At 63.4% G+C, this 20,493-nt stretch carries 22 protein-coding genes; 14 read left to right on the top strand and 8 right to left on the bottom strand.

Going from position 1 to position 20,493, the window contains the following annotated elements:
* The first annotated feature begins 48 nt into the window (after positions 1-48).
* Positions 49-1,503, top strand: a complete 1,455-nt coding sequence (locus KCG88_RS27570) for a TrkH family potassium uptake protein (RefSeq protein WP_047284443.1) — start codon at positions 49-51, stop codon at positions 1,501-1,503.
* Here the strand turns inward: KCG88_RS27570 and KCG88_RS27565 are convergent.
* The gene (locus tag KCG88_RS27565) at positions 1,460-2,521 is read right to left on the bottom strand and encodes an AraC family transcriptional regulator (protein ID WP_047284442.1); all 1,062 of its coding nucleotides are present in this window, start codon (positions 2,519-2,521) and stop codon (positions 1,460-1,462) included. The genes KCG88_RS27570 and KCG88_RS27565 overlap by 44 nt on opposite strands.
* A 159-nt stretch (positions 2,522-2,680) precedes the next feature.
* On the opposite strand from KCG88_RS27565, the gene KCG88_RS27560 reads away from it, so the two are divergent.
* Positions 2,681-2,992: a DUF962 domain-containing protein gene (locus KCG88_RS27560; RefSeq protein WP_047284441.1), complete on the top strand. Its 312-nt coding sequence runs from the start codon at positions 2,681-2,683 to the stop codon at positions 2,990-2,992.
* A gap of 76 nt (positions 2,993-3,068) precedes the next feature.
* Positions 3,069-3,659 (top strand): phosphohydrolase, encoded by a 591-nt coding sequence (locus KCG88_RS27555; protein ID WP_210713562.1) that lies wholly within the window; start codon positions 3,069-3,071, stop codon positions 3,657-3,659.
* Positions 3,660-3,681: 22 nt separating this feature from the next.
* Here KCG88_RS27555 and KCG88_RS27550 read toward each other — a convergent pair whose 3' ends face one another.
* A complete protein-coding gene (locus KCG88_RS27550) occupies positions 3,682-4,503 on the bottom strand; it encodes a UDP-2,3-diacylglucosamine diphosphatase (protein WP_047336029.1) in 822 nt (273 codons plus the stop codon).
* 132 nt (positions 4,504-4,635) lie between these two features.
* On the opposite strand from KCG88_RS27550, the gene KCG88_RS27545 reads away from it, so the two are divergent.
* Together KCG88_RS27545 and KCG88_RS27540 are read left to right on the top strand one after the other, a co-directional pair.
* A complete protein-coding gene (locus tag KCG88_RS27545; protein ID WP_210713561.1) occupies positions 4,636-5,451 on the top strand; it encodes an AraC family transcriptional regulator in 816 nt (271 codons plus the stop codon).
* A gap of 51 nt (positions 5,452-5,502) precedes the next feature.
* A complete protein-coding gene (locus KCG88_RS27540) occupies positions 5,503-6,396 on the top strand; it encodes a DMT family transporter (RefSeq protein ID WP_015634597.1) in 894 nt (297 codons plus the stop codon).
* Here KCG88_RS27540 and KCG88_RS27535 read toward each other — a convergent pair.
* The gene (locus tag KCG88_RS27535) at positions 6,390-6,677 is read right to left on the bottom strand and encodes a SelT/SelW/SelH family protein (RefSeq protein ID WP_011059920.1); all 288 of its coding nucleotides are present in this window, start codon (positions 6,675-6,677) and stop codon (positions 6,390-6,392) included. The genes KCG88_RS27540 and KCG88_RS27535 overlap by 7 nt on opposite strands.
* A 71-nt stretch (positions 6,678-6,748) precedes the next feature.
* Here KCG88_RS27535 and KCG88_RS27530 point away from each other — a divergent pair, with 71 nt between their 5' ends.
* Complete coding sequence (locus KCG88_RS27530; protein WP_047284436.1) at positions 6,749-8,938, top strand: patatin-like phospholipase family protein; 2,190 nt, start codon at positions 6,749-6,751, stop codon at positions 8,936-8,938.
* A gap of 95 nt (positions 8,939-9,033) precedes the next feature.
* Here KCG88_RS27530 and KCG88_RS27525 read toward each other — a convergent pair whose 3' ends face one another.
* Together KCG88_RS27525 and recQ are read right to left on the bottom strand one after the other, a co-directional pair.
* Positions 9,034-9,468: a MarR family transcriptional regulator gene (locus tag KCG88_RS27525; RefSeq protein WP_011059918.1), complete on the bottom strand. Its 435-nt coding sequence runs from the start codon at positions 9,466-9,468 to the stop codon at positions 9,034-9,036.
* A 119-nt stretch (positions 9,469-9,587) separates the two neighbouring features.
* The gene (gene recQ / locus KCG88_RS27520) at positions 9,588-11,714 is read right to left on the bottom strand and encodes a DNA helicase RecQ (protein WP_210713560.1); all 2,127 of its coding nucleotides are present in this window, start codon (positions 11,712-11,714) and stop codon (positions 9,588-9,590) included.
* 274 nt (positions 11,715-11,988) lie between these two features.
* Here recQ and KCG88_RS27515 point away from each other — a divergent pair, with 274 nt between their 5' ends.
* Complete coding sequence (locus KCG88_RS27515) at positions 11,989-12,576, top strand: YecA family protein (RefSeq protein WP_011059916.1); 588 nt, start codon at positions 11,989-11,991, stop codon at positions 12,574-12,576.
* A 10-nt stretch (positions 12,577-12,586) separates the two neighbouring features.
* The gene (locus tag KCG88_RS27510) at positions 12,587-12,982 is read left to right on the top strand and encodes a YbaN family protein (protein ID WP_047284434.1); all 396 of its coding nucleotides are present in this window, start codon (positions 12,587-12,589) and stop codon (positions 12,980-12,982) included.
* 76 nt (positions 12,983-13,058) lie between these two features.
* Here KCG88_RS27510 and KCG88_RS27505 read toward each other — a convergent pair whose 3' ends face one another.
* Together KCG88_RS27505 and KCG88_RS27500 are read right to left on the bottom strand one after the other, a co-directional pair.
* Positions 13,059-13,655, bottom strand: a complete 597-nt coding sequence (locus KCG88_RS27505) for a DTW domain-containing protein (RefSeq protein WP_210713559.1) — start codon at positions 13,653-13,655, stop codon at positions 13,059-13,061.
* A 9-nt stretch (positions 13,656-13,664) separates the two neighbouring features.
* Positions 13,665-14,558, bottom strand: coding sequence for a LysR family transcriptional regulator (locus KCG88_RS27500; RefSeq protein ID WP_011059913.1), 894 nt, complete (start codon positions 14,556-14,558; stop codon positions 13,665-13,667).
* Between the two features lie 358 nt (positions 14,559-14,916).
* On the opposite strand from KCG88_RS27500, the gene speB reads away from it, so the two are divergent.
* From speB to KCG88_RS27470, 6 genes are all read left to right on the top strand, one after another.
* The gene (speB, locus tag KCG88_RS27495) at positions 14,917-15,867 is read left to right on the top strand and encodes an agmatinase (RefSeq protein ID WP_047284432.1); all 951 of its coding nucleotides are present in this window, start codon (positions 14,917-14,919) and stop codon (positions 15,865-15,867) included.
* Between the two features lie 9 nt (positions 15,868-15,876).
* Positions 15,877-16,284 (top strand): nuclear transport factor 2 family protein, encoded by a 408-nt coding sequence (locus tag KCG88_RS27490; RefSeq protein WP_047336025.1) that lies wholly within the window; start codon positions 15,877-15,879, stop codon positions 16,282-16,284.
* 21 nt (positions 16,285-16,305) lie between these two features.
* Complete coding sequence (locus KCG88_RS27485) at positions 16,306-17,820, top strand: cytosine permease (RefSeq protein ID WP_047284430.1); 1,515 nt, start codon at positions 16,306-16,308, stop codon at positions 17,818-17,820.
* A 159-nt stretch (positions 17,821-17,979) separates the two neighbouring features.
* Positions 17,980-19,368, top strand: coding sequence for a sodium:solute symporter (locus KCG88_RS27480; RefSeq protein ID WP_047284429.1), 1,389 nt, complete (start codon positions 17,980-17,982; stop codon positions 19,366-19,368).
* A 304-nt stretch (positions 19,369-19,672) separates the two neighbouring features.
* A complete protein-coding gene (locus KCG88_RS27475; protein WP_047284428.1) occupies positions 19,673-19,930 on the top strand; it encodes a hypothetical protein in 258 nt (85 codons plus the stop codon).
* 27 nt (positions 19,931-19,957) lie between these two features.
* A complete protein-coding gene (locus tag KCG88_RS27470; protein WP_047336023.1) occupies positions 19,958-20,218 on the top strand; it encodes a hypothetical protein in 261 nt (86 codons plus the stop codon).
* 88 nt (positions 20,219-20,306) lie between these two features.
* On the opposite strand, the gene KCG88_RS31165 is transcribed toward KCG88_RS27470, so the two are convergent.
* Positions 20,307-20,435: a PA1414 family protein gene (locus KCG88_RS31165; protein WP_011059908.1), complete on the bottom strand. Its 129-nt coding sequence runs from the start codon at positions 20,433-20,435 to the stop codon at positions 20,307-20,309.
* Between the last annotated feature and the right edge of the window lie 58 nt (positions 20,436-20,493).

Raw genomic sequence — 20,493 nt, 5'->3', positions numbered from 1 at the left:
CCCGCAGGTAGAATGGGCGCCCTTCATTTACCAGCCCGAGCGGAACACATGGCGTTGCCGACCTTAAGGATCATTGGTTTCATCATCGGCATCTTCCTCATCACCCTGGCGATCGCCATGGTGGTGCCGATGGCGACCCTGGTGGTCTTCGAGCGTACCGGCGACCTGCCGTCCTTCCTCTGGGCCAGCATGATCACCTTTATCGCCGGCCTGGCCCTGGTGATCCCCGGGCGCCCCGAGCATGTTCATCTGCGTCCCCGCGACATGTACCTGCTGACCGTCTCCAGTTGGCTGGTGGTATGCATCTTTGCCGCCCTGCCATTCCTGCTGACCCAGCACATCAGCTACACCGACTCGTTCTTTGAAAGCATGTCCGGCATCACCGCCACCGGCGCCACGGTGCTCAGCGGCCTGGACAGTATGTCCCCGGGGATCCTGATCTGGCGTTCGATGCTGCACTGGCTGGGGGGCATCGGCTTTATCGGCATGGCGGTGGCGATCCTGCCGTTGCTGCGTATCGGTGGCATGCGCCTGTTCCAGACCGAGTCCTCGGACCGCTCGGAAAAGGTCATGCCGCGCTCGCACATGGTCGCCCGGCTGATCGTCGCCACCTACGTGGGCATTACCATCTTCGGTAGCCTGGCGTTCTGGTGGGCCGGGATGAGCGTGTTCGATGCCATCAACCACGCCATGTCGGCGATCTCCACCGGCGGTTTCTCCACCTCGGATGATTCCCTGGCCCACTGGAAGCAACCGGCGGTGCACTGGGTGGCGGTGGTGGTGATGATCCTCGGCAGCCTGCCCTTCACCCTCTATGTGGCCACGTTGCGTGGCAACCGCCGTGCGCTGATCAAGGACCAACAGGTCCAGGGCCTGCTCGGGCTGCTGCTGGTGACCTGGCTGGTACTCGGCACCTGGTACTGGTGGACCACCGACCTGCACTGGCTCGAGGCCCTGCGCCACGTGGCGCTGAACGTGACGTCGGTGGTCACCACCACCGGCTTCGCCCTGGGCGACTACAGCCTGTGGGGCAATTTCTCACTGATGCTGTTCTTTTACCTGGGGTTTGTCGGCGGCTGTTCCGGCTCCACTGCCGGCGGGATCAAGATCTTCCGCTTCCAGGTCGCCTACATCCTGCTCAAGGCCAACCTCAATCAACTGATTCACCCGCGGGCGGTGATCAAGCAGAAGTACAACGGCCATCGCCTGGACGAAGAAATCGTCCGCTCGATCCTGACCTTCTCGTTCTTCTTCGCCATCACCATCTGCATGATCGCCCTGGCCCTGTCGCTGCTGGGCCTGGACTGGATGACCGCCCTCACCGGTGCCGCCAGCACCGTGTCGGGCGTGGGCCCGGGCCTGGGCGAAACCATCGGCCCGGCCGGCAACTTCTCGACCCTGCCGGACGCCGCCAAGTGGATCCTGTCCCTGGGCATGCTCCTGGGCCGGCTGGAAATCATCACGGTGTTCGTGTTGTGTATTCCGGCATTCTGGCGTCATTGACCGGGGCCGGCGCGGCCTGTAGCCGCGCCCGGTACTCACCGGGCGTGGCATCGAACCAGCGGCGGAATGCACGAAAGAAGTTGCTCGGGTCAGCAAACCCCAGCAAGTAGGCAATTTCCAGCAGGGTCATGCGCGGCTGCGCCAGGTACTGCTCTGCCAGTTCCCGGCGGGTGTCATCCAGCAGCGTCTGGAAGCTGGTGCCCTCTTCCTGCAGCCGGCGCTGCAAGGTGCGCTGGGACAGGTGCAGCGTCTGCGCCACCATCTCACGCTTGGGCTCCCCCTGGGGCAGCAGGCGACACAAGACCTGCCGCGCCTTGTGGGTCACCCGGCTTTCGGAGAAGCGCGCCAGGTATTCGCCGGCGAAACGATCGTGCAGCAGGGCCATGGCCTCGTTGGCGGTGGGCAGCGTGGCCTCCATGTCGGCACGCTCGAAGATCAGCGCATCAAAGGGCGCGGCAAACACCAGGGGCGCGTGGAACATGTCCTTGTAGGGTTGCAGGTCCCCGGGCTGCTCGCCCTGCAGCAACACCTTGCGCGGCTGCAACGCGCGCCCCGTCAGCCAGCCGCACAAGGCCAGGGCACAGGCCAGCGAAGCCTCGGCACTTTGCCGAGTGGGCGGCAGATGGTCGCCATGCACCGTCAGAATCAGTGCATAGCCCTCGGGAAGAAGGCGGAAACTCAAGTCAGCGCTTTCGGCAATGATCCGCTGATAACGCACCAGCCGCTGAAACCCCTCCGCCAGGGTACGACTCGACATCAATGCATACCCAGCCACGTGAAAAGACGCTGGACGCACCACCTTGCCCATGTTCAGGCCGATCGCCGGGTTGCCGGAAAGCTCGACGGCGCGCTGCCAGAGCCGGGTCATGGAGTCCTGGGTGAAGCGCGCGTCGGGATCTTCCAGGGCACCGTAGTCGAGCCCCAGCTGCTTGAACAAGGCCCGACAATCCAGGCCGTCCATCTCCAGGGCCTTGACGATTCCCAGGGTCCAGCTTGCAGAAGTCGTTCGTTCGCTCATGAGGGGTACTTACATGATGAGCCGCATGCTACGGCCAATTTCCCAAGGATACTAAAGTGGCGCCTATTGTCACTGGCCTGCACCGCCAAGGACTCTAGACTCAAATAAGCTCCCCGCCGAACATCCGCCGACAGAACAACAGACAAAGAGATCGCGGCCATGGAAAACATCCGACAGTTCAACAGCTTTGCCGAGTTCTATCCCTACTACCTGAGCGAGCACAGCGACAGCACCTGCCGACGCCTGCACTTCATCGGTACCAGCCTGGTGATCTTCATCCTCGCCCTGGCCATCGGCAAAGGCGCCTGGTGGCTGCTGCTGGTGTTGCCGATAGCCGGCTATGGCTTCGCCTGGATCGGGCATTTCTTCTTCGAGAAAAACCGCCCGGCCACCTTCCAGCATCCGCTGTACAGCCTGCTGGGGGACTTCGTCATGTACCGCGACATGATCCTGGGCAAGGTGCCCTTCTAAACCCCACGGGGCCGCAAGCGGCTCCCCACAGGGCGAGGCCTTGCAGACCCGCCCCATGACAACAAGAGGATGACCGATGAACACCCAGGCGCGCTTTACCCATATGCAGAACGGCACCCAGGAGGACTGGGCGATCATTGCCGCGGACTTCAGTGCCTACGCCAAGCAGTTGCCGACACGCATCCTGGCCCACCTGCAATTGCTGGAAGGCGACTTCGGCGGCTTCCCGGTGGACCGCCTGACCCATTCCCTGCAGACCGCCAGCCGCGCCTGGCACGACGGGCGCGACGAGGAATACGTGGTCTGCGCCTTGCTCCACGACATTGGCGATACCCTGGGTTCCTATAACCATCCGGATATCGCCGCCGCCATTCTCAAGCCCTTTGTCAGCCCGGAAAACCTGTGGATGGTGGAGAAACACGGGATCTTCCAGGGTTACTACTTCTTCCATCACCTGGGCATGGATCGCCACCTGCGCGAGCAGTTCAGTGACCACCCGCTGTACCAGTACACCGCCGAGTTCTGCGCCAAGTACGACGCCGCCGCCTTCGATCCGGCCTACGAGAGCCTGCCCCTGAGCTTCTTCGAGCCCATGCTGCAACGGCTGTTCGCCCAGCCCCGGCAGTCGCTGTACAAGGCGGCCATGGAGCAGGCCAGCCCGGCCTGAAAAACGCCGGTCGGCCCCGGGCTCAGGCCGGCTCCGCGACTTTCATCCGCTCCGCCTTGAGCTGGGCCTCACGGGCCTGGGCCTCGGCCAGGCGATAGAGTTCGATGCTGCCGTCCCAGTGCTCGATCAGGGCCGTGCAGGACTCCACCCAGTCACCGCAATTGAGGTAATCCACCTCGCCCACCTTACGGATCTCGGCATGGTGAATGTGGCCGCAGACCACCCCGTGCAACTCGCGCTTGACGCATTCGTGGGCAATAGCTTCCTCGAAATCGCTGATGAAGCTCACCGCCGTCTTGACCTTGTGCTTGAGGTAGGCCGACAGCGACCAGTAGCCATAGCCATAACGCGCCCGCCAGTGGTTGAGCCACCGGTTGAGGGTCAGGGTGAATTCGTAGGCCGAGTCGCCGAGAAAGGCCAGCCAGCGGTGATAGCGGGTAATCACATCGAACTGATCGCCGTGGATCACCAGCAGATGGCGCCCGTCCGCAGTGACATGCACCGCCTCGTCCACCAGTTGGATATTGCCGAGAACCAGCTTGGAGTAGCGCCGCAGGAATTCGTCGTGGTTGCCGGTGACGTAGATCACCTCGGTACCGCGCTTGCTCATGGTCAGCAGGCGCCGGATCACGTTGGTATGGGCCTGTGGCCAGTACATGCCGCCGCGCAGCTTCCAACCATCGATGATGTCGCCCACCAGATAGATCCGATCGGCGTGATAGGCCTTGAGAAAGCGTGCCAGGTGTTCGGCCTGGCAATCCCGGGTGCCCAGGTGCACGTCTGAAATCCACAGGGTCCGCACCCGTTGCTTGCGGCTGGGCTTGGCGAGTTCGGCATGGGTCATGGACGCTCTCCTGGATTTTTTGCGAGCTTGCGCCCCAGCGATTAATAGCCCATGACACAAATGCGGCAGTGCGATGACAGCGCGAAACGTCCAACCACCGGTGTAGACTGGCCGCCTGCCAAGGAGACCGTGATGGGATCTATCCTCACCCTGCGCCACTACACCCATGACCTGATCGCCCACAGCCACGAACATGCGCAGCTGGTGTTCGGCCTGCGTGGCCAGCTCGATTTCGAAGTCGAAGGCCAGGGCAGCCAGGTGCAGCAGCAGAGCTTTGTGGTGGTGCCGGCCGGCGCCCGGCATGTCTGCGGCAGCCCCAGCGGCAGCCATTGCCTGGTGCTGGACATACCCGGCGAACACTGGGTGCAGCAATCGTTGGGGGAACATGCCGAGGCCAGCCGGCGTTTGCTCGATGCGCCCCGACACCAGGTCCTGGGGCCGAGCCAGAGCCGCCTGGTCAACTGGCTGGCGGACAGCCCGGTGGACGACCCCTTGATTGCCCTGCAAGGCGCGGTCTTGCTGCTGGCCAGCCTCAATCATCGCGCCGACAGCCAGCCCGGCGAGCGCCGCCTGCCCTATGCCGCCCTGAATGCCCATATCGATCGTCACGCCGCCCACCCCTTGCAGGTGGCCGACCTGGCCCGTATCACCGGGCTGTCCGCGGCCCGCCTGCATGCACGGTTCATCGCCGAGTGCGGGGCCAGCCCCATGGAATACGTTCGACGCCGGCGCTTGCACATGGCCCTGGAACTGTTGCGCGGATCGACCTTGCCCATGGGCGAAATCGCCAGCCGCGTGGGCTATAGCTCCCAGAGTGCTTTTGGTGCGGCGATACTGCGGCAGTACGGCCACTCGCCGCGCCAACTGCGCCAAGGGGCAGACGCTAATCCCTCGACAAAAAACGCCAGGATCGCGACAGACCAACAGGCCGCCCCGCCCCTAGACTGAGCCCATTGCCGCCTAAGGCCATTACTGCCCGTCTTGTGGTTAAGGATAAAAATGACTCCGCGTACCGCCCTTGGCGCCTTGCATATCGGTGCCCTGATGTTCGGCCTGACCGGTGTATTCGGTAAGCTCGCCGCCGCTTCGCCCGCGGTCATCGTCTTCGGCCGCGCAGCCTTTGCCGTGCTCGCCCTGGGCGTCTTCGCCCGCCTGGCGAGCAACACCCCCTGGCAGAAACTGGCCGCCACCGACTGGCGGCGCCTGCTGCTCAGCGGCCTGCTGCTGGCCGGGCACTGGGTGAGTTTCTTCGTGGCGGTGAAGGTCGCGGGGGTGGCTATCGCGACCCTGGGCTTTGCCAGCTTTCCGGCGTTCACGGTGATTCTCGAAGGCCTGATCTTCCGCGAGCGGATCCGCTTCAACGAAATGCTGTTGGTGCTGCTGGTCAGCATCGGCCTGGTGCTGGTGACCCCGGACTTCGACTTGGCGAGCCAGGCCACCACCGGCCTGCTCTGGGCCGTGGGCTCGGGCCTGCTGTTTGCGCTGCTGTCGCTGAACAACCGTGCCAGCTCCGGGCGGATACCCGCGGTGCAGGCGGCGCTCTGTCAAAACGTGGTGGTCGCCTTGTGCCTGTTGCCGGTGGCGGCTCCCGAGCTTGGCCAGGTGCGGGCCATGGACTGGCTGTGGATCAGCCTGCTGGGAATTTTCTGCACCGGTCTGGCCCACAGCCTGTTTGTTGCCAGCCTGGCAGTGATCAAGGCGCGCACCGCAGCGGTGGTGTTTGCCCTGGAACCGGTCTACGGAATTACCGTGGCCTGGTTGCTGTTCGGCGAAAACCCGACCCTGCGCATGTTGTTCGGTGGGGCCTTGATCATCGTTGCCATCGTGGTTTCAAGCCGCCTGTCGGCGGGTTCGGGCAGCAAGGCAGCCACGGCTGAAGCCGGCTCTCACTGAGTACGGTCGTTGTGGCCCAGGTCGCGCTCGGGGTCGATCTGGTCGCGAACCCGCTGCTTCAGCACCTTGGCCTCGGGAAAGCCACCATCGGCCTTGCGCTCCCAGATCTGCACGCCATCGCAGGTGATGCGAAAGGCCCCACCGGTCGCCGGCTCCAGGGACACCTTGCCCAAATCGTCGCTGAAGGTGCTCAACAGTTCCTGGGCCAGCCACGCCGCCCGCAGTAGCCACTGGCACTGGGTGCAATAGGTGATGATCACTTCGGGTTTACGTTCAGTCATGGTACGGCCGACTCCTGGGTTCAAGGGCGTCGTTATAATAGCCGGCTTTATCGCCCGCCCCGAGAACCGTAATGCGCCGCCTGCTGTCCTGCCTGTTCCTCTGCCTGCTGCCCTTGCTCGCTCACGCTGCCGAAGCGCCACGACCGAAAATCGGCCTGGTGCTGTCTGGGGGCGCCGCCCGCGGCCTGGCCCACATCGGGGTGCTCAAGGCCCTGGAGGAACAGGGCATCCGCATCGACGCCATCGCCGGGACCAGCATGGGCGCAGTGATCGGCGGGCTGTATGCCTCGGGCTACAAGATCGACGAACTGGAAAAGCTCGCGCTGGACATCGACTGGCGACAAGCCTTGTCCGATGCCCCGCCCCGGGAAGACGTGCCGTTCCGGCGCAAGCAGGACGATCGGGATTTCCTGGTCAAGCAGAAACTCAGCTTCCGCGACGACGGCAGCCTGGGCCTGCCGCTGGGGGTGATCCAGGGACAGAACCTGGCGCTGCTGCTGGAAAGCAAACTGGCCCACGCCAGCGATACCCGTGACTTCGACAAGCTGCCGATCCCCTTCCGGGCCGTGGCTACCGATATCGCCAGCGGCGAGAAAGTGGTGTTTCGCAAGGGCCACCTGCCCCAGGTGATCCGCGCCAGCATGTCGATCCCGGCCGTGTTCGCACCGGTGGAACTGGATGGCCGTCTGCTGGTGGACGGCGGCATGACCGACAACATTCCCCTGGACGTAGCGCGGGACATGGGGGTCGACATCGCCATCGTGGTGGACATCGGCACACCGCTGCGTTCGCGCAAGCAACTCAATACCGTGGTCGACGTGCTGAACCAGTCCATCACCCTGATGACCCGGCGCAACTCGGAGGTGCAACTGGCGGCGCTGCACAAGGACGACGTGCTGATCCAGCCAGCGCTGTCGAGCTTTGGCGTTACCGACTTTGGCCGGGCCCAGGAAATGATCGACGCCGGCTACCGCGCCACCCGCATCCTCGACGCGCGCCTGGCCCGTCTGCGCCCGGCCCATGCGCTGGACGCCGAACTGACCGCTGCGCGCCAGCCCAGCCAGCGCACGCCGATCATCAGCGCGATCAAGGTGGAAAACGACTCCAAGGTCAGCGACGAAGTGATCCGCTACTACATCCGCCAGCGCATCGGCGAGCCGCTGGACCTGGGCCGCCTGGAAACCGACATGGGCACCCTGTACGGCCTGGATTTCTTCGAACAGGTGCAGTATCGCGTCACCCACAAGGGCCAGGACAACACGCTGGTGATCAGCGCCCGGGGCAAGCGCAGCGGTACCGACTACCTGCGCCTGGGGCTGAACCTGTCCGATGACATGCGTGGCGACAGCGCGTTCAATATCGGCGCCAGCTATCGCATGAACGGCATCAACAGCCTGGGTGCAGAATGGCTGACCCGGGTGCAGATTGGTGATCAGCAGGAACTCTACAGCGAGTTCTACCAGCCACTGGATGCCGGTTCACGCTACTTCATTGCGCCCTTCATCGCCGCCGAAGCGCAGAACGTCGAGGCGGTGCTGGACAACGACCCGATCGCCGAATACCGCGTGGAACGCTACGGTTTCGGGCTCAACCTTGGGCGCCAGATCGGCAACAGCGGCGAAGTGCGTTTCGGCGTCGGCGAAGCCTGGGGCAAGGCCGATGTGCGCATCGGCGACCATAACCTGCCCAGCGAAAACTTCAACGAAGGCTACTACCAGCTGCAGTACTCCTTCGACTCGCTGGACAACGTCTACTTTCCTCACTCCGGCGAAGACATCAAGCTGAGCCTGCGCCAGTTCGAACCCAGCCTGGGTTCGGACAATCGCTACCGGCAGTGGGAGTTCAAGCTGGACAAGGCGCTGAGCAGCGGCCCCAATACCTTTGTCCTGGGCGGTCGCTATGGCCGGACCCTGGACAACGCCGACGTGGTGACGTCCAGCTTCCTGCTCGGTGGAGCTCGACAACTGTCCGGTTTCCGCCAGGACGCCCTCTCCGGGCAGAACATCAGCCTGGCTCACGCCGTGTACTTCCGTCGCCTGACACCGCGCTCCTACCTGCCCCTGGACTTTCCACTGTACCTGGGAGGCTCGCTGGAACGGGGCCGGGCGTGGAACAACGATAATGCCTTCGACAGCGGCTACATCAACGCGGCGAGCATCTTTCTCGGCTTCGACACGCCGCTGGGGCCGCTGAACTTCAGCTACGGCTTCAACGACGACAACCAGAAAGCCCTGTCGCTGAATCTGGGCCAGACCTTCTGACAGGCACGCAAGAAACGCCCCTGGGCGCAGCAGGCTTGAATTCAGAATGAGAGAGAAACGAGACAAACCGGGGTCAGGCAACCCCGGAGAAGGCGTCAGGATTTTTCCAGATTGGCCAGGATGCGCTCATGAACGCGAATGCAGACCCGCAGGTCTTCTTCGTCAACGCCAACGAACAGCTCATGACGCAGGGCGGTGGCGATGGTTTCGATCTGTTCGATCAAGGGGCGGGCGGACGGACAGAGAACGATTTTCTTCGCCCGGCGATCTTCCACCACCGACTGGCGCTGAACCAGGCCCTGGGTTTCCAGGCTGTCCAGCAAGCGAGCCAGGGTCGGCCCTTCTACGCCGACGCTTTGCGCCAGCTCGCGCTGAGTGGGTGCCTCTTCGAAGCGGGCCAAATGCAACAGCACCAGCCAGCGGGCCTGGGACAGGCCGAGCCCCGCCAGGCGGCGGTCCAGTTCGGCACGCCAGCCGCGAGACATATGCGCCAGCTGCATACCAAAACGGTGTTCATCGGTTAACGGCATAAAACACTCATGATCAGACTGAAAATAAGGAAAAACTAATTATTAGTCAGCTAAGCATGCCCCTTGCCCGGAGGCAAGGCCTGTAAGGGACTGAATCGTTACAACATTGACGCACCCCTTCACATTTCAAACTCCGACTCCAAGGCCGCACGCACGCAATACAGCACCCCTTCCGGCACCCGTCCGGCAAACATCGGGATAACTTCGGCCACTGGCGGCAACTCGCCCTCGCCGTCGAGGAACGCATCCTGGATCTCTCCCAGCAGGTCTTCCGGCAAGTCCAGGGCCTGCTCCAGCGAAATTTGCTGCTTGCCGATGGCTTCGGCGAGCAGGGTGTAGACGTTCTTTTCCGTGCACTGCAACTGGCCGGCGATCTGCACGGGGGTCATCCCTGCGCGAGCCAGGGTGATCAGTTCATGGCGCAGGTCGGCAACCACTTTCGGCGCCTCGACGCCGCCGCCGAGGACTTCGAGGAAGGCTGCGCCATAACGCTCCAGCTTACGCGCGCCCACGCCGCTGACCTCGGCCATTTCGGCCATGGAGCCGGGCTGGCTGCGAAGCATTTCGAGCAAGGTGGAATCGGGGAAAATGACATAGGGCGGCACTCCATGTTCTTCCGCCAGCTTGCGCCGCAGGGCCCGCAGCGCCTCCCACTGCTCGCGCTCCTCGCCCCGTACCAGCTGGCTGGCTTGGCTGGTGCTGCTCTTGGGGGTGGTTTGCGGCTTGAGATCACGACGCAACTCCAGGGTCACTTCGCCCTTGAGCAGCGGGCGGCAGCTGTCGCTCAGGCGCAGGCCGCCGTAGCCTTCCAGGTCGATATCCGCCAAGCCGCGGGCCACCAGCTGGCGGAACAGCGAACGCCATTCGCCTTCGCTGCGGGCCTTGCCGACACCAAATACCGACAGGTGCTGATGGCCGAAACTGCGAACCTTCTCCGTGTCCTTGCCCAGCAGCACATCCACCAGATGACCGACGCCGTAGCGCTGGCCAGTGCGATAGATCGCCGACAGCGCCTGGCGTGCCGGCTCAGTGGCGTCCCAGGTCTGTACGCCATCGACGCAGTTGTCGCAGTGGCCGCAGGGTTGCGGCATGTCTTCATCGAAATAGGCCAGCAGGGTCTGGCGCCGGCAACGGGTTTCCTCGCACAGGGCCAGCATCGCATCGAGCTTGTGCTGCTCAAGACGCTTGTGGCGCTCGTCGCCCTCGGAGTTCTGCAGCATCTGCTTGAGCATCAGCACGTCCTGCAGCCCATAAGCCATCCAGGCATCTGCCGGCAGGCCGTCACGGCCAGCGCGACCGGTCTCCTGGTAGTAGGCTTCCAGTGACTTGGGCAAGTCCATGTGGGCCACGAAGCGCACGTTGGGCTTGTCGATGCCCATGCCGAAGGCAATGGTGGCCACCATGATCAGGCCTTCTTCATTGAGGAAGCGCTTCTGGTGATAGGCCCGCAGCTCATTGGGCAACCCGGCATGGTAGGGCAGCGCGGTGAAGCCCTGCTCGCAGAGAAATGCAGCTACTTCATCGACCTTTTTGCGCGACAGGCAATAGACGATCCCGGCATCGCTGCGCCGCTCGTTGAGGAAGGCCTGCAACTGCTTGCGGGGCTGCTCCTTGGGCACGATGCGATAGAAGATGTTCGGCCGGTCGAAGCTGGAGAGAAAACGCTCGGCGTCCTGCAGGTGCAGGCGATTGACGATCTCTTCCCGGGTGCGCTTGTCAGCCGTGGCGGTCAGGGCAATGCGCGGCACCTGGGGAAACATCTGCGCCAGTTGCCCCAATTGCAGGTATTCGGGGCGGAAGTCGTGGCCCCACTGGGACACACAGTGGGCTTCATCAATCGCGAACAAGGCGATTTCCAAGCTCTGCAGAAACGCCAGCATGCGCGGCTGGACCAGGCGCTCGGGGGCCAGGTAGAGCATCTTCACTTCGCCGCGCCGGATGCGCGCGGCCAGGTCACGCTGCTGCTCGGGGCTGAGGGTGGAGTTCAGGGCTGCCGCTGCGACACCGAGTTCCTCCAGGGTCGCAACCTGGTCGTCCATCAGCGCGATCAACGGCGAAACCACCACCGCCAGCCCTTCGCGAAGTAGCGCCGGAACCTGGAAACACAGCGACTTGCCGCCGCCGGTGGGCATCAGTACCAAGGCATCGCCGCCGCTGGCCACGCGCTCAATGATCGCACCTTGGCGACCACGGAAACTGTCGTAGCCGAAGATGTCCTTGAGGACGCGTTGAGCCTGTTCGAGCATGAAAAACTCCAAAAATCGCTGAAATCCCTGGGGGCAGACTGGACGAAAAACCGGCACGCTTCACCGACATTTGCGTAAGCGCACTTGTCCGAAGCGGACGGCCAGCCTGCAGGGCATCACAAAACGCGCGAGTATACCCGACCCCTTCCCGGCAAAGGGCACCGACAATGGACCGCTGGTAACCTTTAGAACCGCTCAAATCGGCACCGCGGCTGGCTTGAGCGCGCAAGAAAGCCTAGAATTCAGCATCGTTTATTCCCCAAGGTAGCCGTCAATGTCCTTCGCTGAGCAACTAACCCGCCTGCAAGTCTTCCTCGATGCAGATGATCTGCACGACGAGGCGCTGGACTACGTGGCCGCTCACGGCTACCTGACCGCGCTGTCCATCTGCTCGGAAAGCGTTCCGGACCGTGAATGGATCGACGCCCTGTTCGCCGAAGAGCCGCACTACCGTGACGACGCCGAACGCGAAGCCATCGAGTCGACCCTGCTGGCCCTCAAGGCGCACATCGCCCGTCAACTGGCTTCCGACGAAGAATTCGAGCTGCCCTGCGAACTCGACCTGGGCGAGGACCCGGACGACTCCGACCTGCGCGGCTGGTGCATCGGCTTCATGGAAGGCGTGTTCCTGCGTGAAGCGGCCTGGTTCGAAACCGCCGAGGAAGAAGTCAGCGAGATGCTGCTGCCGATCATGGTGGGTTCCGGCCTGTTCGATGAACAGCCGGAGTTCTCCGACATCGCCAGCGATGCCAACCTGATGGACGACATGATCGTGCAGATCCCGGAAGCGCTGACCGCGCTGTACCTGCTGTGCAACGCACCCGACGAAAAACCTGCACTGCTCAAGCCGCGCCACCACTGAGTCGTTGCCTATGGCCAAGCCCATAGGCCAACGCCCCCTGCTATGGCGTTACGTTCTGCTGGCCATCGGCTGGTCGAGCGTAGCGCTGGGGGTAGTGGGCATCTTCCTTCCTGTATTGCCTACCACGCCTTTCCTGCTGCTGGCAGCCGCCTGCTTTGCCCGCAGCTCGCCACGCTTCTACCAATGGCTGGTAAACCACCCGCACCTGGGTCCGTGGATCCGCGACTATCTCGACGGCAACGGCATTCCGCTCAAGGGCAAGGTCTACGCCATCGGCCTGATGTGGTTGAGCATCGGTTTCTCCTGCTACCTGGTGCCATCGCCCTGGGCCCGGGGCTTCATGCTGACCAGCGCGGTGCTGGTAAGTCTCTATATCCTGCGGCAGAAGACCCTGCGGCGCTCCTGAAGGTTTGTGGGGTGGCCGGGAAGAGCGGAGCCCTTGCGCGCGCCATCACCGCCTGCGGCTCCGGATTCGGGAGCGGTCAGGATTTGGCGTGGTTGCGCTGGTAGGTGTCTTCGCCCATCGCGGCAATTTGCCCTTCGATCAGAGCCTCGAAAGGCCGCAATAGCGGTTCGAACGAAGCAGGTGCTTCCAGTACCTGCAATGCCTGCACGATCGCTTCCACAGTGGACAAGGCTCCCGGGCCCGGGGCCTTGCGCAGGCGATAGCGAGACTCCACCGCGCTCGCCAGGGTCACCCGTGGCAGCGCCGCCAGCAACGGATTGAGGTGCAGCAACTTGCGCGCCTTGCGCCAGGTGCCGTCGGGCACCACCAGCAGCATCGGGTCGTCCATCTCGACATAGGCCTGCAATGGCCGGGCATCATCCGCCGGGAACAGCAGGCAAGCTCGATATCCGGGCTGGTCGAGCAACGTCGGCAGCTCCTCGAACACCTCCCCCACCACCAGTTCGGCGTTGGTCAGCCCCAACGCCGCCAGACGCGCGGTGTTCAAGGCATGGTTGACCTCACTGGGGTGCTGCAACAGCAGCACTCGGGTGCGGCTGGGTAGCTGGGGAATCAGCGGGCACAGACAATGGCCCGCAGGGCGCAGGCAACGCTCGCAGCGTGCTCGAGACATGGGACCTCCTTATGACTGGTTGAGCTGGGCTTTGAGCAGGTCGCGAAAGGTCTGGATCAACGGTTCACGACCGCGTCCGCGACGCATGATCATGGAGAACGGCGCCTGGTAGCCGAAGGTTGCCGGCAGCAGCACCCGCAAATCGCCCTTGTCCGCCCAGGCCTGGGCGTAATGTTCCGGCAGGTAGCCGATGTAGGCGCCGGACAGCACCAGGATCAACTGCGCCTCCATGCTCTCTACCGTCGCCGCACTGTGCTTGAAGCCGTGACGGGCCAGTTCGGCCTGGCTCCAGTAGCCGCGGCCGACCATGCGTTGCTGGGTGATCACCTGCTCGGGAATGCGCCGCTCGCTGTACAGCGGGTGGCGGTTGCTGCAATACAGCCAATGCTGCTCGCGGTACAGCGGCATGTAGACCAGGCCGCTCATGCGCGTGGAAAAGGCGCCGATGGCCAGGTCCAGGCGATTGTCCTGCACCCCCAGTTGCAACTCGTGGGGGCTCATCACCGACAGGTGCAGGTGCACCGCCGGATGCTCCTGGCTGTAGGCGCCGATGGCCTCGGCGAACGGCAGGGCCTTGTCGCTCACCGTGGAGTCGATCACCCCCAGGTTCAGGGTCCCGCGAAGCTCGCCCTTGAGGGCTGCGGCGTACTGTTCGAAACCTTCCAGCTCGCCCAGCAGGCGCAGGGTTTCCTGGTGGAACAACTCGCCCTTGCTGGTCAGGCTGAAACCACCGCGGCCACGGTGGCAGAGCACCAGGCCCAGGGATGCCTCCAGCTGGCTCATGTAGGTGCTGATGGCCGAGGTGGAAAGATTGAGTTCGTGCTGGGCGTTGGCGAACCCCTGATGCCGCACCACGCTGACGAAGATGCGCAATAGTTTCAGATCAGGTAAAGCGTTGGCCATGACAGGCTCCGATAACAGGCAAAACGACAACCTCACTGCGGCGAGGGTGCGGGTTCTCGAGGAGCGGAAAAGCAACCCCGATGGCCTCCATGCCCGCTTTCAATCCAACCTTGCAACCCGGATCACGATGGCTGCACCACCGGACGGGAGCAGCTCCTTCGCCACGAAAGGCCTGGGGAGCAGCGCGGGAGTCTAGCGCGCCATCGGCCATTAGTTTAGAAAAATCTGAACTAAGTATTTGTTCGTAGCGATTCTTTCCCCGCACTACATTTCGCAGAATCGGCCCCACTCGGTTGCTCGGGCAGGATTCACTGCGCCGTCGACCCCATAAATATAAAACAACGATGAGGCCTATCCCGTGGACAAGATTCTCCACCAACCACTGGGCGGCAACGAAATGCCGCGCTTCGGCGGCATCGCCACCATGATGCGTCTTCCCCATCTGCAATCCGCTGCCGGCCTGGACGCTGCGTTCGTCGGCGTGCCCCTGGACATCGGCACCTCGCTGCGTGCCGGTACCCGTTTCGGCCCGCGGGAAATCCGTGCCGAATCAGTCATGATCCGCCCTTACAACATGGCCACCGGTGCTGCCCCGTTCGACTCGCTGTCGGTGGCAGACATCGGCGACGTAGCGATCAACACCTTCAACCTGCTGGACGCGGTGCGCATCATCGAAGAAGCCTATGACGGCATCCTCGAACACAACGTGATTCCCCTGACACTGGGCGGCGACCACACCATCACCCTGCCGATCCTGCGGGCCATCCACAAGAAACACGGCAAGGTCGGGCTGGTGCACATTGATGCCCACGCCGATGTCAACGACCACATGTTCGGTGAAAAGATCGCCCACGGCACCACCTTCCGCCGCGCTGTGGAAGAAGGCCTGCTGGACTGCGACCGCGTGGTGCAGATCGGCCTGCGCGCCCAGGGCTACACCGCCGAAGACTTCAACTGGAGCCGCAAGCAGGGCTTTCGCGTGGTCCAGGCCGAAGAATGCTGGCACAAATCCCTGGAGCCCTTGATGGCCGAAGTCCGCGAGAAAGTCGGCAACGGCCCGGTGTACCTGAGCTTCGACATCGACGGCATCGACCCGGCCTGGGCCCCAGGCACCGGCACCCCGGAAATCGGGGGCCTGACCACCATCCAGGCCATCGAGATTGTCCGTGGCTGCCAGGGCCTGGACCTGGTGGGCTGCGACCTGGTGGAGGTTTCGCCACCTTATGACACCACCGGCAATACCTCGCTGCTGGGCGCCAACCTGCTGTACGAAATGCTCTGCGTACTGCCTGGCGTGACCCATCGCTGAGTCCCGGCCATGAGCGACCAACAGAACGTCCTCAACGCCGCGGCCGAACTGGTCGCGGCCTTCGCCCGTAACGACCGCGAAGCCTACTTCGCGGCGTTCAGCGCCGATGCCAGTTTCGTTTTCTACACCCTTCCTCAGCCGCTGCTGTCACGCGATGCCTACCAGGCACTGTGGGATCAGTGGCGCGCTGAGGACGGCTTCGAGGTGTTGTCATGCACCTCGAGCAACGCCGTCGTCAGCCTGCAGGGCGATGTCGCCGTGTTTATTCATGACGTGGCCACACAGCTGCGCATGCAAGGAGAGCAACACTTCAGCCAGGAACGCGAAACCATTGTGTTTCGCAAACAACAACAAGGCCTTTGGCTGGCCTGTCACGAACATTTGTCCGCTATGCCGGAAGGGCTGCCCCCCCCTTAGCCAATGTGATCGGAGCAGATCATGAATAACAACAACAAAGAAAAAAGCCTTAGCAGCATTGAAACCAACGGGGTGGAACAGATCCCCGACCACGAACGCGACGCCGGCCCCAGCGACCTGTTTCGCCTGATCTTCGGCGGCGCCAATACCTTCGCCACCGCTGTGCTGGGCAGCTTCCCGGTGCTGTTCGGCCTGTCGTTCCAGGCCGGGCTCTGGGCAATTGTCCTGGGAGTGACCCTGGGTGCACTGATCCTCGCACCCATGGGCCTGTTCGGGCCGATCAACGGCACCAACAACGCGGTGTCCTCCGGCGCGCATTTCGGTGTGCACGGACGCATCGTTGGCTCGTTCCTGTCGTTGCTGACCGCCATCGCCTTCTTCTCGCTCTCGGTGTGGAGCTCGGGCGACGCCCTTGTGGGCGGCGCCAAGCGCCTGGCGCAGTTGCCGGAAACCGACCTGACCCTGGGCCTGGCCTACGGCCTGTTCGCACTGCTGGTGCTGACGGTATGCATCTACGGGTTCCGCTTCATGCTGTGGGTCAACCGCATCGCCGTGTGGGCCGCCAGCCTGCTGTTCCTGCTGGGGATCTTCGCCTTCGCCCCGGCCTTCGACAGCCACTTCGCCGGCACCCTGGCCATGGGCCAGGCGGGTTTCTGGGCGGCCTTCATCGGCGCCGCGCTGGTGGCCATGAGCAACCCGATTTCCTTCGGTGCCTTCCTCGGCGACTGGTCACGCTACATCCCGCGGCACACCCCCAAGGGGCGCATCATGCTGGCGGTGATCGCCGCGCAGTTCGCCACCCTGATCCCGTTCATCTTCGGCCTGGCCACCGCCACCATCGTGGCGGTCAAGGCGCCGGACTACATCGCCGCCAACAACTATGTCGGCGGGCTGCTGGCGGTGTCGCCGAGCTGGTTCTTCCTGCCGGTGTGCCTGATCGCGGTGATCGGCGGCATGTCCACCGGCACCACCTCGCTGTATGGCACCGGGCTGGACATGTCCAGCGTGTTCCCACGACTGCTGTCGCGGGTCAAGGCGACCCTGCTGATCGGCGTGCTATCGATCGCCTTCATCTTTATCGGGCGCTTCGCGGCGAACCTGGTGCAGAGCGTTTCGACCTTCGCCGTGCTGATCATCACCTGCACCACCCCGTGGATGGTGATCATGCTGATCGGCCTGCTGGTTCGCCGCGGCTACTACTGCCCGGATGACCTGCAAGTGTTCACCCGTGGTGAGCGCGGCGGGCGCTACTGGTTCAACCACGGCTGGAACTGGCGTGGCCTGGGGGCCTGGATTCCCAGCGCCCTGGTGGGCCTGTGCTTCGTCAACCTGCCGGGGCAGTTCGTCGGCCCCCTGGGCAACCTGGCAGACGGCATCGATATCAGCCTGCCGGTGACCCTGGGCCTGGCCTCGCTGCTGTACCTGGCGCTGCTCAGCCTGTTCCCGGAACCGCCAGCGGTGTATGGCCCCGATGACCCTCGCAGCCAAGCCACCAAGGCTGCGCAAGCCTCGCAGTTGAGTGCCCGAGCACTGTAGAGCCCGGCTGGGCGGCGCAAGGTTCTGGCTCCCGGAGCGCTTTCGCTGCCCCCCGGCCCCATCAGGCCTGACCTAACCCCTGTAACCCTGCCGGAGCACCGGCTGACCACCCGCAGACGCGGGCGACCACAATAACAACCTGTTTGTGAGGACCCCAACATGGGCTTGGATATTCTCGTAGTACTGATCTATGCCGCCGGCATGATCACCCTGGGGTGGTACGGCATGCGCCGGGCCAAGACCCGTGACGACTATCTGGTAGCCGGCCGCAACCTCGGGCCGGGCTTCTACCTGGGCACTATGGCGGCCACCGTATTGGGCGGCGCCTCGACCATCGGCACCGTGCGCCTGGGCTATGTCCATGGCATCTCCGGCTTCTGGCTCTGCGGCGCCATCGGTCTGGGCATCGTCGGCCTCAGCCTGTTCCTGGCCAAACCCCTGCTGAAGCTGAAGATCTACACCGTGACCCAGGTGCTTGAGCGTCGCTACAACCCGGCAGCACGCCACGCCAGCGGCCTGATCATGCTGGTTTACGCACTGATGATCGGCGCCACCTCGACCATCGCCATCGGCACTGTGATGCAGGTGCTGTTCGGCCTGCCGTTCTGGGTCTCGATCCTGGTGGGCGGCGGCGTGGTGGTGCTCTACTCCACCATCGGCGGCATGTGGTCGCTGACCCTGACCGATATCGTGCAGTTCCTGATCATGACCATCGGCCTGGTATTCCTGCTGATGCCGATGTCGATCGCCGACGCCGGCGGCTGGAACACCCTGGTAGCCAAGCTGCCGGCCAGCTATTTCGACTTCACCGCCATCGGCTGGGACACCATCCTCACCTACTTCCTGATCTACTTCTTCGGCATCTTCATTGGCCAGGACATCTGGCAGCGGGTGTTCACCGCCCGGAGCGAAACAGTGGCCAAGGTCGCCGGCACCGCCGCCGGTATCTATTGCGTGCTCTATGGCCTGGCCGGCGCGCTGATCGGCATGGCCGCCAAGGTGCTGCTGCCCGATCTGGACAACGTCAACAACGCCTTTGCCAGCATCGTCGAGACCAGCCTGCCCAACGGCATCCGCGGCCTGGTGATCGCCGCCGCCCTGGCGGCGCTGATGTCCACCGCCAGCGCCGGCCTACTGGCGGCCTCCACCACCGTGACCCAGGACCTGCTGCCGCGGCTACGGGGCGGTCGTACAAGCGGCAATGGTGATGTCCATGAGAACCGTATCGCCACCCTGCTGCTGGGTGTGGTGGTCCTGGGCATCGCCCTGGTGGTCAGCGATGTGATCAGCGCCCTGACCCTGGCCTACAACCTGCTGGTGGGCGGCATGCTGATCCCGCTGATCGGCGCCATCTACTGGAAGCGCGCCACCACCGCTGGCGCCATCACCAGCATGAGCCTGGGCTTCATCACCGCACTGTTCTTCATGTTCAAGGACGGCCTGGATGCCAACACGCCGATCTACTACAGCCTGGTCGTGGGCCTGGTCAGTTTCGTGGTAGTGAGCCTGGCTTCCCGGCGCCCTGCGCCCCTGGCCAACGCAATCTGACATGAAGCCGGAGCTCTGAAGCTTTTCTTCGACGGGTGCGGCGTCGGTGGCCGCACCCGTTTTTTTTCGCCTGGCAAACGCCTCAAGGCACCGAAGGGCAACGCCCGCAGCCATTTTCGTCGGCCCCATGAATGGACGAATGGTCACCCCGTCGGAAAAAAACCTGTGCTGTACTCAGATCCAGCGACGACTGTTCCCGCAGGAAAACAGTACAAGGATCGCTGGCCGCCTCAGTGCACGCTATCGCTTCACCCTTGGATGGGGTCATAAAACAATAAGAGCCTCTCCCTGCCCCGAGGTGTTTATGGACCGTTTCTACATCCAGCAAAGCATCCGTCATGCCATCGATGCACAAATGGCCCAGAAGTGGCCAATACCGCCCTGCCAGGCTCGCGAACACGACACCTACTCCCTGGACCTCAAGGCCCTGCTGCACAGCCTGGAGCGAGAGTTCAACATTCGCCTGGACCCCGACCGCGACCTGTCTCGAATCAGCAGCATCAGCGAGCTGAGCCTGTTCATCCTGGAAAAGACCCGCGCCGACGCTGCCCGTCCCGCCTGACCTGCTGTCGTATCGGGAGCAACGCAGATGAATCGGGCCCAAGCGCGCGCGGCGGTGCACCTGCTCATTCGCCACTGGCTGGATGAGCCTGTGGATTTCGATGACCAGAGCGGTCTCTCTGAACTGGGGCTGGACAGGGATGATATCGAGGCGCTGCTGTGGCGCCTGGAGGACAGGTTCGACCTGGGTGTCTTGCCCCGTGAAGAGCAGCAAGCGCTAGGGCAACTGGAAAAGGTGGATGATCTGGTGCAATGGTTATTGGAAAAGGCCCGGCAAAACCAGGATTGACCCGATTGCCCCAGGCCTGTGGCCCAGCGACTGCCGGCTAGAAAACATCCGCGAGAGCCGGAGCCTGCACTCCGCTCTCGCCTCTGCTTCAGCGACGACGTTGTTGACGGCGCCGCAGCTCTTCGTCGGTAGGAATCGGCACCGGTTGCAGCGGTGGCTCGATCAGGCCCAGTGCGACGCCAAGGTCGTGCAGCCAGCTTTGCAGTTTGTCTTTCATAGTGCCCCCTCAGGGTCGTGCCGAGCGGCGATACTGCGCCGCCTCAAGCAGATAATAG

The sequence above is a fragment of the Pseudomonas sp. MWU349 genome (genome assembly GCF_017947325.1).
Lineage (GTDB): Bacteria > Pseudomonadota > Gammaproteobacteria > Pseudomonadales > Pseudomonadaceae > Aquipseudomonas > Aquipseudomonas protegens.
Note: the sequence above shows the minus strand (reverse complement) of the source record. Positions and strands in the feature narration are given on the sequence as shown.